The organism is Actinomadura sediminis (genome assembly GCF_042675525.1).
GTDB lineage: Bacteria > Actinomycetota > Actinomycetes > Streptosporangiales > Streptosporangiaceae > Spirillospora > Spirillospora sediminis.
In genome coordinates, this window is the sequence record NZ_JBHTJA010000020.1 from 1 (window position 1) to 15532 (window position 15532).

General features: G+C 74.1%; 16 protein-coding genes and 1 pseudogene. 10 read left to right on the top strand and 7 right to left on the bottom strand.

What is annotated here, in order from left to right:
• Nucleotides 1-161 precede the first annotated feature (161 nt).
• The 5 genes from ACFQ11_RS13190 to ACFQ11_RS13210 all read left to right on the top strand — a co-directional run bounded on the left by ACFQ11_RS13190 (nucleotide 162) and on the right by ACFQ11_RS13210 (nucleotide 3604).
• The gene (locus ACFQ11_RS13190) at nucleotides 162-620 is read left to right on the top strand and encodes a roadblock/LC7 domain-containing protein (protein ID WP_378298570.1); all 459 of its coding nucleotides are present in this window, start codon (nucleotides 162-164) and stop codon (nucleotides 618-620) included.
• Nucleotides 617-970: a DUF742 domain-containing protein gene (locus ACFQ11_RS13195; RefSeq protein WP_378298571.1), complete on the top strand. Its 354-nt coding sequence runs from the start codon at nucleotides 617-619 to the stop codon at nucleotides 968-970. The genes ACFQ11_RS13190 and ACFQ11_RS13195 overlap by 4 nt, the downstream gene beginning before the upstream one ends.
• Nucleotides 948-1583 carry a GTP-binding protein gene (locus ACFQ11_RS13200; protein WP_378298572.1) on the top strand — a complete coding sequence of 212 codons (636 nt, stop codon included), beginning with the start codon at nucleotides 948-950 and terminating at the stop codon, nucleotides 1581-1583. The genes ACFQ11_RS13195 and ACFQ11_RS13200 overlap by 23 nt, the downstream gene beginning before the upstream one ends.
• Nucleotides 1580-2779: a cytochrome P450 gene (locus tag ACFQ11_RS13205; protein WP_378298573.1), complete on the top strand. Its 1200-nt coding sequence runs from the start codon at nucleotides 1580-1582 to the stop codon at nucleotides 2777-2779. Before ACFQ11_RS13200 ends, ACFQ11_RS13205 begins: the two co-directional genes overlap by 4 nt.
• Nucleotides 2780-2857: 78 nt before the next feature.
• Nucleotides 2858-3604, top strand: coding sequence for an MBL fold metallo-hydrolase (locus tag ACFQ11_RS13210; protein WP_378298574.1), 747 nt, complete (start codon nucleotides 2858-2860; stop codon nucleotides 3602-3604).
• 106 nt (nucleotides 3605-3710) lie between these two features.
• Here the strand turns inward: ACFQ11_RS13210 and erm are convergent, their stop codons facing one another.
• The gene (erm, locus tag ACFQ11_RS13215; protein ID WP_378298575.1) at nucleotides 3711-4493 is read right to left on the bottom strand and encodes a 23S ribosomal RNA methyltransferase Erm; all 783 of its coding nucleotides are present in this window, start codon (nucleotides 4491-4493) and stop codon (nucleotides 3711-3713) included.
• Between the two features lie 214 nt (nucleotides 4494-4707).
• Between erm and ACFQ11_RS13220 the strand changes: the two genes are divergently transcribed.
• The 4 genes from ACFQ11_RS13220 (at nucleotide 4708) to ACFQ11_RS13235 (ending at nucleotide 7536) form a co-directional block, all read left to right on the top strand.
• Nucleotides 4708-4848, top strand: a complete 141-nt coding sequence (locus tag ACFQ11_RS13220) for a hypothetical protein (protein ID WP_378298576.1) — start codon at nucleotides 4708-4710, stop codon at nucleotides 4846-4848.
• 145 nt (nucleotides 4849-4993) lie between these two features.
• The gene (locus tag ACFQ11_RS13225) at nucleotides 4994-5119 is read left to right on the top strand and encodes a hypothetical protein (RefSeq protein WP_378298577.1); all 126 of its coding nucleotides are present in this window, start codon (nucleotides 4994-4996) and stop codon (nucleotides 5117-5119) included.
• Between the two features lie 72 nt (nucleotides 5120-5191).
• Nucleotides 5192-6280: a HesA/MoeB/ThiF family protein gene (locus ACFQ11_RS13230; RefSeq protein ID WP_378298578.1), complete on the top strand. Its 1089-nt coding sequence runs from the start codon at nucleotides 5192-5194 to the stop codon at nucleotides 6278-6280.
• Nucleotides 6277-7536 carry a hypothetical protein gene (locus ACFQ11_RS13235; RefSeq protein ID WP_378298579.1) on the top strand — a complete coding sequence of 420 codons (1260 nt, stop codon included), beginning with the start codon at nucleotides 6277-6279 and terminating at the stop codon, nucleotides 7534-7536. The genes ACFQ11_RS13230 and ACFQ11_RS13235 overlap by 4 nt, the downstream gene beginning before the upstream one ends.
• Before the next feature lie 36 nt (nucleotides 7537-7572).
• On the opposite strand, the gene ACFQ11_RS13240 is transcribed toward ACFQ11_RS13235, so the two are convergent.
• The 4 genes and pseudogenes from ACFQ11_RS13240 to ACFQ11_RS13255 all read right to left on the bottom strand — a co-directional run.
• Complete coding sequence (locus ACFQ11_RS13240; RefSeq protein WP_378298580.1) at nucleotides 7573-8070, bottom strand: STAS domain-containing protein; 498 nt, start codon at nucleotides 8068-8070, stop codon at nucleotides 7573-7575.
• A 61-nt stretch (nucleotides 8071-8131) separates the two neighbouring features.
• Nucleotides 8132-10189, bottom strand: coding sequence for a xanthine dehydrogenase family protein molybdopterin-binding subunit (locus ACFQ11_RS13245; RefSeq protein ID WP_378298581.1), 2058 nt, complete (start codon nucleotides 10187-10189; stop codon nucleotides 8132-8134).
• A complete protein-coding gene (locus tag ACFQ11_RS13250; protein WP_378298582.1) occupies nucleotides 10186-11184 on the bottom strand; it encodes an FAD binding domain-containing protein in 999 nt (332 codons plus the stop codon). The genes ACFQ11_RS13245 and ACFQ11_RS13250 overlap by 4 nt, the downstream gene beginning before the upstream one ends.
• 113 nt (nucleotides 11185-11297) lie before the next feature.
• Nucleotides 11298-11810: pseudogene (locus ACFQ11_RS13255) on the bottom strand (2Fe-2S iron-sulfur cluster-binding protein); the annotation flags it as partial.
• A gap of 111 nt (nucleotides 11811-11921) precedes the next feature.
• On the opposite strand from ACFQ11_RS13255, the gene ACFQ11_RS13260 reads away from it, so the two are divergent.
• Nucleotides 11922-14072 carry a terpene synthase family protein gene (locus ACFQ11_RS13260; RefSeq protein WP_378298583.1) on the top strand — a complete coding sequence of 717 codons (2151 nt, stop codon included), beginning with the start codon at nucleotides 11922-11924 and terminating at the stop codon, nucleotides 14070-14072.
• A gap of 121 nt (nucleotides 14073-14193) precedes the next feature.
• Here the strand turns inward: ACFQ11_RS13260 and ACFQ11_RS13265 are convergent, their stop codons facing one another.
• Together ACFQ11_RS13265 and ACFQ11_RS13270 are read right to left on the bottom strand one after the other, a co-directional pair.
• Nucleotides 14194-14973 carry a sulfite exporter TauE/SafE family protein gene (locus ACFQ11_RS13265; RefSeq protein ID WP_378298584.1) on the bottom strand — a complete coding sequence of 260 codons (780 nt, stop codon included), beginning with the start codon at nucleotides 14971-14973 and terminating at the stop codon, nucleotides 14194-14196.
• Nucleotides 14970-15521 carry a rhodanese-like domain-containing protein gene (locus ACFQ11_RS13270; protein ID WP_378298585.1) on the bottom strand — a complete coding sequence of 184 codons (552 nt, stop codon included), beginning with the start codon at nucleotides 15519-15521 and terminating at the stop codon, nucleotides 14970-14972. The genes ACFQ11_RS13265 and ACFQ11_RS13270 overlap by 4 nt, the downstream gene beginning before the upstream one ends.
• Nucleotides 15522-15532 lie beyond the last annotated feature (11 nt).

A 15532-nucleotide genomic window follows, 5' to 3' on the forward strand; every position in this document is an offset into this window, starting at 1 on the left:
GGCGCCGACGCGCCGGCGCCGGCCGCCGGTGCCGGCGAGGAACCGCCGGCCCGGCCGGCACGAGAGATCGCCGCGGGCCTCGGCGCCTGGCAGCGGGGGACGCGCTCCGGCCGCGCCGGCGCGCCGCCCGGGGACGCCGGGCCGGGAGGGGGAGCGCGGCCATGAACGAGGGGTGGAACGGCTCGATGGACGACGGTGTGAACCGGCTCGGGTGGATGCTGGACGACGCCCTGCGGATGCCCGGGACGCGGTACGCGATCCTGCTGTCGGCCGACGGGCTGCTGATGGCGCACTCGGAGCGCATCGGCCGCGACGACGCCGAACGGCAGGCGGCGGGGATGGCCGGGCTGCAGTCGCTCGCCCGCAGCACCGCCGAGTTCTGCGGCGACGCCGGCACCACCTGGCGGCAGACGATCAGCGAGTTCGACGACGGGTACGTGTTCCTCGTCGCGGCGGGCCCCGGCGCCTACCTGGCGGTGTCGGCGGCGCTGGACGTCGACATGGAGACCGTGTCGTTCCGGCTGCAGGAACTCGTGCAGCGGCTCGGCAAGGAGCTCACGAGCCCGCCCCGCCCGGACGCGGGCGGCGGCCCGGGCGGCGTCCGAGGCGGCACCGCATGACGCGCCGCCGCAACGACCGCGCGCTGGTGCGCCCGCACGTCGTCACCGGCGGCCGGGCGCACCCCACCCGCAACGTGTTCGACCTGGTCACGCTCGTCACCGCGAACACCGACCGGCCGCTCACCGGGCTCAGCCCGGAGAAGCTGCGGATCGTGGAGCTGTGCCGCGGCGGCGCGCTGTCGGTCGTGGAGATCGCCGGGCATCTGGAGCTGCCCGTCGCCGTCACCAAGGTGCTGCTGTCGGATCTGGTGGACGACGGCCAGCTCACCACCCGGGCGCCCGCGCCCGCGGCGCGGACCCAGGCCCGGCTCCTGCAGGAGGTGCTCGATGGACTCCGCGCCACGCTCTGACCCGCCCGCCGGGCGGGGCGACGCCGGCGGGTACACGGGCGGACGGTACGTGCGCGACACCGTCCGGACGGCCGTCAAGGTCCTCATCGTGGGGCACTTCGCCGTCGGCAAGACCACCTACGTCGGGACGCTGTCGGAGATCCGGCCGCTGCGCACCGAGGAGCGGATGACGCAGGCCGGGGCGACCGTCGACGACCTCGCCGACATCCGCGGCAAGACGACCACGACCGTCGCGATGGACTTCGGGCGGCTGACGCTGAGCGACGACCTGGTCCTCTACCTGTTCGGGGCGCCCGGCCAGCAGCGCTTCACCCGGCTGTGGAACGACCTGGCGCGCGGGGCGCTCGGCGCGCTGATCCTCGTCGACACCGCGCGGCTCGACCAGTCGTTCGCCGTCATGGACATCGTGGAGCGGCAGGGCCTGCCGTACGCCGTCGCCGTCAACCAGTTCGAGGGCGCGCCGTCCTTCCCGGAGGAGGAGGTGCGCGAGGCGCTCGACCTGGCGCCCGAGACGCCGCTGGTGACGTGCGACGCCCGCGACCGCGCGTCGTCCACCAAGGCCCTGATCTCGCTCGTCGACCACCTCCTCTTCCTGGACCGGGAGACCTCATGAGCGCGGCGCCGGAGCGGACGAAGCTGTACGGCCCGGAGTTCGCCCGCGACCCCGGCGCGGTCTACGACCGGCTGCGGCGCGAGCACGGCGAGCTGGCGCCGGTGGAGCTGGCGCCGGGCGCGGAGGCCACGCTCGTCATCGGGTACGACGCGGCGCTGGAGGTCATGCGCGACCCGGGAACGTTCCCGCGCGGCGGCCTGGAGTGGCAGTCGAGCCTGCCGCCGGACTGCCCGGTGCTGCCGATCTTCCTCGACCGTCCGAACACCCTGTCGGCGAACGGGCCGGTGCACGCCCGGCTCCGCACGGTCATCACCGACAGCCTCGCCCGGGTCGACACGTTCGCGCTGCGCGGCTACGTCGAGACGAGCGCGGACCGGCTCATCGACGCGTTCGCCGGGAAGGGCGAGGCCGATCTCGTCGCCGACTACGCCCGGACGCTGCCGCTGCTGGTGTTCAACGAGCTGTTCGGCTGCCCCGCCGACATCGGCGAGCGGCTGCTGCTCGGCATCAGCGGCATCTTCGACGGCGCCTACGGCGGCCTGACCGCCGAGGAGGCGAACGTCCTGCTGGGGAAGGCGGCCCGCGACCTGGTGGCGCTCAAGCGGGAGCGGCCGGGCGCGGACGTCGCGTCGTGGATGATGAGCCACCCGGCGGGACTCGACGACGACGAGATGGCCGAGCAGCTCACGCTGCTGCTCGGCGCCGGGACCGAGCCGGAGCAGAACCTCGTCGCGAACGGGCTGCGGCTGCTGCTGTCGGACGACCGGTTCGGCGGCGACCTCGCGGGCGGGAGCCTCCCCGTCGAGGACGCCCTCGACGAGGTCCTCTGGACGGACCCGCCGATGGCGAACTTCGGCGCGACCTACCCGCGCCGGGACCTGAACTTCCGCGGCCACTGGCTGCCCGCGCACCTGCCGGTCGTGATCAGTTACGCGGCCGCGACCACCGACCCGTCCCGGGCGTCCGCGCGGCAGGCCGGGAACCGCGCCCACCTCGCGTTCGCGGCGGGCCCGCACGGCTGCCCCGCGAAGGGCCAGGCGCGGCTGATCGCGTCCCTCGCGATCGAGCGGCTCCTCGACCGGCTGCCCGACCTCGAACTGGCCGTCCCGGCGGACGAGCTGCGGTGGCGTCCCGGCCCGATCCACCGCGCGCTCGTCGAACTGCCCGTCACGTTCCCGGCCGAGGAGGCGCGGTAGGGGCGGCGGCGGCGGGCCCGGCTCGCCACCGCCGGGGCGGCGTGTCATCGGCCGGGGGCGGCGTGGCAGGCTCTCCGGATGAGCGTCGATCTCCGCCTGACCGTGCTCGGTTCGGCCACCCCCCACCCGCGGCCGGGCGATCCGTGTTCGGGATACCTGGTGTCGGCCGGAGGAACCCGCCTGTGGACGGACGCGGGCAGCGGCACGCTCGGGGAGCTCCAGCGGCACGTGCGGCTGGACGAACTCGACGGCATCTGGATCTCGCACCTGCACGCCGACCACGCCGCCGACCTGCTGACCGCCTACTACGGCCTGCTCTACGCCGACATCGAGCTGGACGCGCCGATCCCGCTGTTCGGGCCGCCGGGGATCGCCGACCGGCTGGCGCACTTCCTGACGAACACGTCGCGGCGCAGCCCGGTCGAGTCGGCGTTCGCCGTCCACGAGCTCCACGACGGGCACCGGGCGGCGGTGGGCGGCCTGGAGCTGACGTCGCGGGCGGTCGAGCACGGCATGCCCGCCTTCGCCGTGCGGATCGAGGCGGGCGGCCGGTCCCTGGTCTACTCGGGCGACTGCGCGCCCTGCGACGGGCTGGCCGCCCTGGTCCCGGGCGCGGACGCGCTGCTGTGCGAGGCCGACGGGCCCGACCCGAGCCCGGCGCACCACACCCCCGAACAGGCCGCGGAGAGCGCCGCCGGGGCCGGGCGGCTGATCGTCACGCACGTCGGGCCGTTCCTCGCCCCGGACGACGCGGTCGCCCGCGCGGCCGGCCGGTTCGACGGCCCCGTCGAGCACGCGGCGCCCGGCGCCACGTTCGTCCTTTGACCCGCGCCCTTTGACCCGCGCCCTTTGACCCGCGCCCTTTGACCCGTGGAAGGTTCCGCTCGCGGGAGCGATGAGTCCGGCGCGGGTCCTTCACCGTGGGCGTCCCCTAGCCCGTTCCGGCGCCGTCCCGGAGGCGGTGCAGGTCGGCCCACTGCTCTGCGGTCAAGGCCTTCGGCAGGGCCGTGGGGGCGACGCCGTGGTGCCGCAGCCATCCCCGGACGCGGCGGCGGGGGACGTCCGGCACGGCGTTCGGGAGGATCTCGGCGAGGCCGCGGCCCCGGCCGGTGAAGACCCGCTCGACGAGCCGCTGGTAGCGGGCCCGGTCGGCGGCGTCCACGAGGGGACGCGCGCGGCGCGCGATCGTCAGCAGGCCGCCGTCGACTCCGGGACGCGGCCGGAACGCCGCGGCGGGCACGCGTTCGGCGAGCCCGAACTCGTACCACGGCCACCACTGCGCGGTCATCATCGTCGCGCCGCCCACCCCGGCGCGGCGGCGGGCCACCTCCCACTGGACGAGCAGGACGGCGTCGGTCCAGCCGGGCGCGCGCAGGATGCGGCGGAGCATCGCCGTGGTCAGGTGGAACGGCAGGTTCCCGGCGAGGACGTGCGGCGCGGCCGGCGCCCGGAACCGCAGGAAGTCCGCGCGGACGACCTCGGTCGACGGGCCCGCGCGGCGGGCCAGCCGGGCGGCGCGGCGATGGTCGATCTCGATGGCGGTGATGGGCCTGCCCAGCCGTTGCAGCGGCAGGGTGAGGGCGCCGTCGCCGGCGCCGATCTCGATGACGGGGCCGTCCGTGGCGGCCACCAGGTCCACGAAGGCGGCGACGACCTTCGGGTCGGTGAGGAAGTTCTGGCCGAGCTCGTGCCGGCCGGGACGCTGCGTGCGCAAGGGATCTCCGCGGCTCAGGGGAAGCCGGGCAGCGCGAGGAGGCCGCCCGGCGGGGACACGCTGGAGCGGCGGAGCGATCCGGGGATGCGAGGAGTCCGCCGCTAGGCGCGGCGCAGCCTCGTCATCGCCATGGCGGCGTACATGCCGGTCAAGTTACCGGACCGCCGGGGCACGACGGCAACAGAGTTCGACCTACGAGGGCGGGCGGTGGACGATGCTCCGCGAGGACCCGGACTTCCACCAGCGGTGGATCGCCGACGTCGAGAAGGACCGGATCACCGGCCGCTGGGAGGCGTCCGAGGACGAGGGAACGACCTGGCGGAAGGACTTCGACCTCGTTTATGTCCGGACCTGAACGCCCGGGGGCAAGACGCCGAAACCGACGAGATGATCAACACCGCATTGGCAGAAACTGTCATTCCCATGGATTGATCATGAACTTACGATCAAGCAACAGCGCGCGACCGGGCGCGTTGTACCGCGATCCGCCGGGAGGCCCCATGCAGCAGGTGCAGCAGGCGAGACAGGCGCCGCAGGCCAAGCAGGCCCAGCAGCCCAAGAAGATCAAGCTGGAGATCAAGCGGCTGGAGAAGGTCGAGACGACCGGTCTCCGCGAAGGCGGCTGATCCTCCCCGAACGACCGGCCGGCCAGGTCCCGACCTGGCCGGCCGCTCCCTGCCGACGATCGGAAGGCTCGTATGCGGCTCCCTCGCGTCAAGCGCGTCCACCAGCCCCTGGCCCTGCCCGGCGACCGCATCCTGATCGGCCTGATGCAGCAGGGCGTCGCGGCCGAGATCCAGGACGGCGAGGACGGCGGGATCGCCCGCCTCATCACCCTCATGGACGGCACCCGCACCGTCGACCAGGTGTGCGCGGCATTCGCCGAGACGCACCCGGACGTCGACGGGGAAAGCGCCCGCGCGGTGATCGACGACCTGATCGCGGGCGGCTTCGTCGAGGACGCCGGTGCTCCCCTGCCCGGCAACCTGGACGAACGCGAGGCGGCCAGGTACGAGCCCGCCCGCAACTTCTTCGCGTGGATCGACACCGCGCCGCGCAGTTCGCCGTACGAGATCCAGTCGAAGATCAAGGACGCGCGGGTCGGCCTGCTCGGCCTCGGCGGCACCGGTTCGGCGGTGGCGGCCGGGCTGGTGGCCGGGGGCATCGGGGCGCTGCACGTCGCCGACTTCGACGTGGTGGACGAGTCCAACCTCACCCGGCAGCTTCTCTACACCGAGGACGACATCGGCCTGCCCAAGGTCGACCGCGCGGTGGACCGGCTCCGCGCGATGAACGGCCTGGTGAAGGTGACCGGCGAGACCGTCAAGGCGGACGGGCCCGACGGGATCGCCGCGATGATGGAGGACTGCGACCTGTTCGTCCTGTGCGCCGACGAGCCGCACCCCGACATCATGTTCTGGACGAACGACGCGGCGCTGCGGACCCGCACCCCCTGGTTCGTCAGCTTCTACACGGGGCCGATGGCCGTGGTGGGCGGGCTGGTGCCGGGCGAGACGGGCTGCTGGGCCTGCCTGCGCCGCAAGGAGGACCAGCGCGAGTTCAAGGCGCACGGCCGGTCCCTCACCGAGGAACGCCCGAACGCGGTGATCGCGGCCAGCGCCAACGTCAGCGGGCACCTGTGCGCGCTGGAGGTGCTGTACCACCTCGCGGGCCTGCCCGCCCAGGCGCGCGGGCGCGTCTTCCACTGGAACTACGCGATGTGGGACCACTCGTACTTCATCGACATCCCGCACGACGACGACTGCCCCGCCTGCGGGACGCCGTGACCGCCGCCGGGACCACCGTCGAGTTCCATCGGCTGATCGTCCGCCCGGACGACGACGACCCGGACACGGTCGTCGTCGGGCGGCTGCGGATCGGGGAGTTCGTGGAGCTCCCCGCCGTGTACGGGGAGGCGATCGCGCTGCTGCGCGGCGGCCTGACGGTCGCCGCGGCCGAGGAACGCATCGCCGCCGAGCACGGCGCCGAGGTCGACGTGGCCGAACTCGTGGACGCCCTCACCGACCTGGGGTTCGTGCGGTCCGTCGACGGGGAGGCGGTCCCGGACCCGGCCGAGAAGGCCCCGCGCAGCCACTTCGCCCGGCTCACCGAGCGGAACGTGGCGTGGCTGTTCGGCCTCCCGGCGAAGCTCCTCTGGCTGACCGCGGTCGCCGCGGCGCTGGTCACCCTCGCCCTGCGGCCCGCCCTGCTGCCCGGCTACTCCGACTTCTTCTGGGGCGACTACGTCGGTCTCACCGTCCTGGTCAACACGGTGATGATGTCGATGTCGATCAGCGTGCACGAGCTGATGCACCTGATGGCGGCGCGCTCGCTGGGCGCGCCGGGACGCATCGGCTTCGGCACCCGCCTGCACAACCTGGTCGTGCAGACCGACGTCACCGGGGTGTGGGGGGTGCCGCGCCGGTCGCGGTACCGCGTCTACCTCGCCGGGCTCGCCTGGGACGTGTTCCTCATGGCGACGCTGATCCTGCTGGTCGCCCACGCCGGGCTGCCGGGGACGGCACGGGCCGTCCTGCAGGCGCTGATCGTCACCGTGCTGATGACGATCCCGTTCCAGCTCCAGGTCTACATGCGCACGGACCTCTACTTCGTGCTGCGCGAGCTGCTGCGCACCCGCAACCTCTTCGACGACGGCCTGGCGTACGCCAAGTACCTGTTCGGGAGGGTCACCGCCGCGGTGCGCCGCCGCCCGGCCGGCGCCCCGGACCCGACGACCGGGCTGCCGCCGCGCGAACGCCTGGCGACCCGCGTCTACTCGGTCTTCCTGGTGACCGGCGCCGCCGTCACCCTCACCGCGTTCGCGCTGTTCGGCGGCCCCATCGTGGTCACCACGCTCGTCCGCGCGATCGAGGGCGTCGCCGACGGCCTCACCGGCGGGTCCGCGCTGCGGGCCCTGGACTCGGCGTTGCTGATCCTCATCGAGGGCGGCATCCAGACCCTCTTCGTGGTCACGTTCGTCCGCACCCACCGGCACTGGTTCCGGCGCCGCGGAACCGCACCGGCCGAGGCCCGCGCCGCGTAGCGGCGGGCCCCTCCTGCGGACGGGCGGGCCGCGGGCTCAGCCGCGGGGCCGGCAGTGCACCTGCAGGCCCGGGACCGCGTCCCAGCCGATGAGGCGGACGAGGCGGTCGATGTGGGCGGACACCGAGTGCAGGACGAGCATGTGGCCGAGTCCGTTCAGGTCGCGGGCGGCGCGGGCGAACGCGCGCAGGCCCGAGACGTCCACGAAGCCGACGCCCGCGAGGTCCACGTGGACGTCGCCGCCCGCGCGGGCCTGCGCGCCGTGCAGCGCCCGGGTGAGGGCGGGGACGTTCGACACGTCGATCTCGCCGGTCAGCCGCAGCCACGGGGAACCGGTGCCGCCCGCGATGTGCAGCAGCGGCGAGTCGAGCTCGACGAGGTCGTAGCGGGGCGATCCCCGCTCCGGACGCGGCACACCCGATTCGGACTCCCCGCCGGTGATCCGCCAGACCGTCATCTGCTCCTCGCCCTTCGGGCGGGGCGCCCGCACCATGGTGATGCCGCCGGAGCGGCCCCGCACGTCCCAGGTTCTCACCTCGCCCGGCTCCGCGCCTTCACCTGAGCGGAAAAGATGGGACGTTCGGCCGGTCGGGTGATCAAAGTTGCGGAAGCAGACGCGCCGGAGTGATCGGCAGGTCCCGGACACGGACGCCGGTGGCGTGATGGACGGCGTTCGCGATCGCCGCCGCGGCGCCCACGATGCCGATCTCGCCGATGCCCTTGGAGCCCATCGGGTTGAGGTGCGGGTCGATCTCCTCGATCCACGCCGCTTCGACGTTGCGGACGTCCGCGCAGGACGGCACGTGGTACTGCGCGAGGTCGCGGTTCAGGTAGTCGCCGAACTCCTGGTCCATGACGCTCTCCTCCATCAGCGCCATGCCGATCCCCATCGTCATCCCGCCGATGAACTGGGAGCGCGCGGTCGTCGGGTTGATGATCCGCCCGGCCGCGAACACGCCGAGCATGCGCGGCACCCGGACCTCGCCGGTGTCGACGTCCACCTCCACCTCCGCGAACTGCGCGCCGAACGCGTGCCGGGCGTAGTCGTCGCGGGCCTTCAGCGCGTCCCGGGAGTCGGCGGACGCCTCGACGCCCTCGGGCGGGACCTCGCCGTTCAGCCGCCCGCGCAGCGCCTCGCAGGCGAGCACGACGGCCGTCCCCCAGCTCGCGGTGCCGGACGAGCCGCCCGCGACGGACGCGGCGGGGTGCGCGCTGTCGCCGATCTCGACCCGGACGGCGTCGAGGTCGGCCTTGAGCGTCTCCGCGGCGATCATCCCGAGCGCGGTGCGGGCGCCGGTGCCGATGTCGGCCGCGGCGATCCGCACGGTGAACGTCCCGTCGGCCTCGGCGCGCGCGATCGCCTTCCCGGGGCTCTGGTAGGCGGGGTAGGTGGTGGCGGCGACGCCGGTGCCGAGCAGCTTGCGGCCCACCCGGCGGACGCCCGGCGCGGGGTCGCGGCGGTCCCAGCCGAACCGCTCGGCGCCCTCCCGCAGGCACGCGACCAGGTTCCGGGAGCTGAACGGCAGGCCGCTCTCCGGCTCGACGGCGGTGTCGTTGCGGATCCGCAGCTCGATCGGGTCGACGCCGGTCGCGACGGCGAGCTCGTCCATCGCCGACTCCAGCGCGTACATGCCGGGCGTCTCGCCGGGCGCCCGCATCCACGACGGCGTCGGGACGTCCAGCGCGACGACCCGGTGGGACGTGCGGAGGTTCTCCGCGCGGTACAGCGTGCGGGCCGGCGTCGCGGCCTGCTCCACGAACTCCCGCACCGTCGAGGTCTGCACGAACACCTCGTGCGCGATCGCGTCGAGGCGTCCCTCCGCGTCGGCGCCCAGCCGGACCCGCTGGACGGTCGGGGTGCGGTAGCCGGTCGTGGCGAACATCTGCTGGCGCGGGACGGCGAACTTCACCGGGCGTCCGGCGGCCCGCGCGGCCATCGCGGCGAGGACCGCGTTCGGCCGCGGCGTCCCCTTCGACCCGAACCCGCCGCCGACGTGCGGCGAGATGACCCGTACCCGCTCGGGGTCGAGCCCGAAGAGCCCCGCCAGCGTCGACTGCACGGCGGACGCGCCCTGGTTCGAGTCGTAGAGGACGAGACTGCCGTCCTTGTCCCAGTAGGCGACCGTCGTGTGCGGCTCCATCGCGTTGTTGTGCTCGGCGGGAGTCGAGTAGGTGGCCTCCATGCGCACGACGGACGAGGAGAACGCGCCGTCCGGGTCGCCCTGCGAGGTGTCGGACGGGAAGCCCCCGTTGGCCTCGTCCGGCCGGTACAGGCCCGGATGGTTCTCGCGGAGGCGGACGTCCGGTTCCTCCTCGGCGTACTCGACGTGGAGGCGCCGCGCCGCCTCGACCGCCGTCTCCAGCGTCTCGGCGACGACCGCGGCCACGAACTGCCCGCGGAACGCGACCGTCCGGGACTGGAACACCGCCAGCTCGCGGTTGGACGCGTCCGCCAGCCGCGGCGCGTTCTCGCAGGACAGGACCTCCAGGACGCCCGGCATCGCGCGGGCGCTCTCGTGGTCCACCCAGCGGATCTCGCCCTTGCCGACCGCCGCCTGGACGGCCGCCGCGTACACGGCGCCCTCCACCGGGTACTCGTACGCGTAGCGCGCCGCGCCGGTGACCTTCTCCCGGCTCTCCACCCGGCCGGTCATGAGCCCTCCCGCAGGTCGATCAGCGTCCGGACGATCAGGTTGCGGGCCAGCGGCACCTTGTAGCCGTTGTCGCGCAGCGGCTCCGCCGCCTCCAGCTCGGCCTCCGCCGCCCGCAGGAACGTCTCCTCCGTCGCGGGCGCGCCGCGCAGGACGTCCTCGGCGCGGCGGCACCGCCACGGCTTGTGCGCGACGCCGCCGAGCGCGAGCCGGACGTCGAGCACCACGCCGCCCGCGCCGTCCGGGACCGTCTCGCCCACCGTGCGGACCGCCGCGGCGACCGACACCAGCGCGAACGCGAACGAGGCCCGCTCCCGCACCTTCCGGTAGCGCGACGGCATCGGCAGCGGCGGGACCTCGACGGCCGTGACGAGGTCGCCGTCCCGCAGGTTCGTGTCGCGCTGCGGCTCGTTGCCGGGCAGCCGGTGGAACTCGCCGAACGGGACGGTGCGCTCCCCGTCACGGCCCCGCACGCGGACGGACGCGTCCATCGCCGCCAGGGCCACGGCCATGTCGGACGGGTGCGTCGCCACGCACGCCGGGGAGTGCCCCAGGATCGCGAGGTTGTGGTGCTCGCCGTCCCTGGCCGGGCACCCCGAACCCGGGTCGCGCTTGTTGCACGGCTTGGACGTGTCCTGGAAGTACGAGCAGCGCGTCCGCTGCAGCAGGTTGCCGCCCACCGTGGCGCGGTTGCGGATCTGACCGGACGCGCCCGCCAGGACGGCCTGCGCCAGCATCGGGTGGGTCTCGCGGACGGTACGGTCCGCCGCGAGGTCGCTGTTGCCGACCGCGGCGCCGATGATCAGCGTTCCGTCCGCCGTCACCTCGATCCGGTCGTGCGGCAGCCGCGAGACGTCCACCAGGCGGCTCGGTTCCTCCACGCCGAGACGCATCAGGTCCACGAGGTTGGTCCCGCCGCCCAGGTACAGGGCACCGTCCCGATGCAGCTCCAGGGCGTCCGCCGCGCTCGCGGGGCGCTCGTACACGAACGGCCTCATGACCTGGACGCCTCCCCGCTCCGTGCCGACCCGGCCCGTGCAGACCCGGCCCGTGCCGACCCGATCCGTTCCGCCACCGCGCCCGGATCCCGCGCCGCCCGGTTCCTCTCCCCCGCCACGTCGCGCACCGCCGCGACGATCCCGACGTACGCGCCGCACCGGCACAGGTTCCCGCTCATCCGCTCGCGGATCTCCTCGTCGTCCAGGAACGGGTCGTGCGAGACGTCCGCCGTGACGGCGCTCGGCCACCCCTGCCGCGCCTCCTCCAGCATCGCCGTCGCCGAGCACAGCTGCCCCGGCGTGCAGTACCCGCACTGGAACGCGTCGTTCTCGACGAACGCCTCCTGCAGCGGGCTCAGCCGCCCGCCGTCCGCGAGGCCCTCGACGGTGACGATGTCCGCGCCGTCGTGCGCGACCGCCAGCGCGAGGCACGCGTTCGCGCGGCGCCCGTCCAGCAGCACCGTGCAGGCCCCGCACTGCCCGTGGTCGCAGCCCTTCTTGGAGCCCGTGAGCCCCAGCCTCTCCCTCAGCACGTCCAGCAGCGACGACCGCGTGTCGACCCGGAGCCGATGCTCGGTCCCGTTCACGGTCAGGGCGACGTCCGCGTGCACCGGTTCACTGTCCATGTGACGCCCCCTACCCGGATTCGCCGCCGAGTCACGGCAAGCAAATTCTCACCCTGGGTAACCCCATGCCTGCTGTAAGTTGCGGACCGTCTCCGATGGAAAGGCCGGTCGATGCAACCGTTCGAGCTGCCCGACTTCTACGTCCCGTACCCGGCGCGCCTGAACCCGCACCTGGAGAGCACACGCGCGCACAGCAGGATCTGGGCCCGCGACATGGGGATGCTGGACGAGACCCGGGACCCCGGCACCCCCGACATCTGGGACGAGGCCGAGCTCGACGCGCACGACTATCCGCTGCTGTGCGCCTACACCCACCCGGACTGCGACGGCCCCGAACTCGACCTCATCACCGACTGGTACGTCTGGGTGTTCTACTTCGACGACCACTTCCTCGAAGTCTTCAAGAAGCCGCAAGACCACACGGGCGCGCGCGCGTACCTCGACCGGCTCCCCTTGTTCATGTCCCTGGACCCCCCGGAGGCGACCAACGCGGTCGAACGCGGCCTCGCCGACCTGTGGGCCCGGACCGTCCCGTCCAAGTCCGCCGCGTGGCGCGAACGGTTCGCCGTCAGCACCGACAACCTGCTCCGCGAATCGCTGTGGGAGCTGCGCAACATCAGCGACGGCCGCGTCCCGAACCCCGTCGAGTACATCGAGATGCGCCGCAAGGTCGGCGGGGCGCCCTGGTCGGCGGACCTCGTCGAGCACGCCGCCGGCGTCGAGATCCCCGAACGGGTCGTCGCCACCCGGCCGCTGCGCGTCCTGAAGGACACGTTCTCCGACGGCGTCCACCTGCGCAACGACATCTTCTCCTACCAGCGCGAGACCGAACGCGAAGGTGAGATCAACAACTGCGTCCTGGTGATGGAGCGCTTCCTGGGCGTCTCCCCGCAGGCCGCCGCCGACACCGTCAACGACCTGCTCACCTCCCGGCTCCGCCAGTTCGAGAACACCGCCCTCACCGAACTCCCGCAGCTCTTCGAGGACGCCGCGCTCGACCCGTCCGAGCGCGCCGCGATCGCCGCGTACGTCAAGGGCCTCCAGGACTGGCAGTCCGGCGGGCACGACTGGCACATGTCGTCCAGCCGGTACATGAACGCCAAGGGGTCGATCGGCATGTCGGCCGCCCGGCTGCCCGCGATCATCAAGTCGGCGCGGCTCAGCGTCCCGCACGTCCCGCACCAGAAGGTGGGCCCGACGCCGCTGCCCGACTTCGACATCCCCTACCCCGCCCGCGTGAACCCGCACCGCGAACGCGCGGGCCGCAACTGCATCGCGTGGGCGGCCGAGATGGGCATGTTCTCGCCCCACCCCCGCCTCCCCGTCCCCGTCTGGACGCCCGAGAAGCTGCGGGGCTGCGCCCTCGAGATCTGCGGCGCGTCCCTCGCCCCCGACGCGACCCCCGAGGCCCTCGACCTCGCCGTCCAGTGGCTCGCCGTCGGCACCTACGGCGACGACTACTCCCCCGCCGTCTACAACCGCGACCGCGACCTGGCGGGCGCGAAGCTGTTCAACGCGCGCGTCCCCGCCTTCCTCCCCCTCGACCTCGGCGAGACGCCGCCCCCGGAGAACGCCTTCGAGAAGGGCCTCGCCGACCTGTGGCGCCGCACCGCCGCCCCCATGGACGACCGCGGCCGCCGCGAGTTCCGCGCCGCCGTCGAGCACATGGTGGAGAGCTGGGTCTGGGAGCTGAACAACCACCTGCAGGGCCGCGTCCCCGACCCCGTCGACTACGTCGAGATGCGCCGCCACACGTTCGGCTCCGAGATGACGATGGCCCTGTCCCGCATCGAGCACTCCGCCGAGATCCCCGCCGAGGTCTTCCGCACCCGCACCCTCCGCGAGATCGACGTCTCCGCGATGGACGTCGCGTGCCTCATGAACGACGTCTTCTCGTACCAGAAGGAGATCGAGTACGAGGGCGAGCTGAACAACGGCCTCCTCGCCGTCCAGCACTTCTTCGACTGCGGCCGCGACGACGCCCTCCCGATCGTGAACGACCTCATCACGTCCCGCCGCCGCCAGTTCGAGCACCTCGCCGCGAACGACCTCCCCGCCCTGTGCGACGACCTCGCCCTCGACGACCGCGCCCGCACGGCCCTCGCCGCGTACGTCGAGGAGATCCGCGACTGGATGGCCGGCATCCTCAAGTGGCACCGCGAGACCGACCGCTACGACGAGCGCAAGGTCCACGCGCGCGACCTGCGCCCGTCCGGCCTCGGCACCTCCGCCGCCCGCCTGTTCCTGGCCTCGCGCGTGTAGCCGGAGGTCGTCCTCCCGCCGTCGCGCCGCACCGGCGGGAGGACGACCTCGGTGCCCGGCCGCGACCGTGCCGCGCCCGAGGATCTCGTGGCGCGGCCGCCCGCCGCCCCTCGCGCCCGATTCAGGACGCGAGCGCGGCCGGGAACAGGATCGTCTGGACGGTCACGAAGGCGGCCACCGCGAAGACGAAGAGCGCGAACCACCGGCGGAGCCGGGCGGCGTCGACGCGGCGGGCGAGGCGGGCGGCGGCCAGCGAGCCGGCGACCGCGGCGGCGGTGAAGCCGCCGACGACGCCGACGTCGAGGGCGGCGTCGCCCGCGTGGACGGCGAACCCGGCGGCGGCGTTGACCGCCACGATCACCAGGGAGGTGCCGACGGCCGCCGCCATCGGCAGGCCCAGGCCGAGGACGAGGGCCGGGACGACGACGAAGCCGCCGCCGACCCCGAACAGGCCGGTGAGGACGCCGACGACCGTCCCGGCGGCGAGGGACTTCGGCAGGCACGTCCGCCAGTCGACGCCGCCGCCGGGGAGGGCGCAGGCCCCGCCCGCCGGGACGTCGCCCGCGCGCATGCGCGCCCCCGCGGCGACCATCAGCGCGGCGAAGCCGAGCATGATCGCCTGGTCGGGCAGGAGGCGGCCGAGGGCGGCGCCGCCGACGGCCGCCGCGGCGCCCGCGCCGCCGACGCCCGCCGCGATGCGCCAGCGGACGTCGCCGGCGCGGACGCGCGGGAGCGCGGCGGTCGCGGAGGAGATCCCGACGACGAGCAGCGACGCGGGGATCGCGGCGGACAGGGACAGGCCCGCGCCGTAGACCAGGGCGGGCACCGCGAGGATCGAGCCGCCGCCGCCCAGCAGGCCCAGCAGGACGCCGATGGCCGCGCCGAGCGCGAGGGCGGTCATCGGCGCAGCGCGGCCCGGACGTCCTCGATGCCGGTGCGGGGGCCGCGGTTGCAGGGGAGCTTCGACAGGGCCGTCCCCATCGCGCAGGTGCCGGACAGCGCGGCGAACGTCAAGCCGCCCCCGACGGCCCCGGCGACCCACTTGGCGCGGGGCGCGACGGTGCTGGCCAGGATCGAGGTCAGGACGATCGAGCCGGCGACCAGGCGCACCTGGCGTTCGAGGTCCCAGCGGGGTCGTCCGGCCTCGACGGGGGCGCCGTCCGCCTGCCAGGCGGTGAGGCCACCGGAAAGGACGCGCACGCCGTCGACGGCGAGGGCCGCGGCGGCCTGCTCGGCGCGGGGGCCGGAACGGCAGACGAGGACGGTCCGGCCGTCGAGGTGCTCGCGCAGCTCGGCGGCGTGCGCGCGGAGCACGTCGAGCGGGACGTTCAGCGAGCCCGGCAGGCGCAGGCTCGCGAACTCGGCCGGGGTGCGGACGTCGACGACGCGCGGGGCGTCCGGGGAGTCGAGCAGGTGCCGCAGCGCGGCGGCGTCCAGGGCGCGGGTCATGGGTTCCCTCT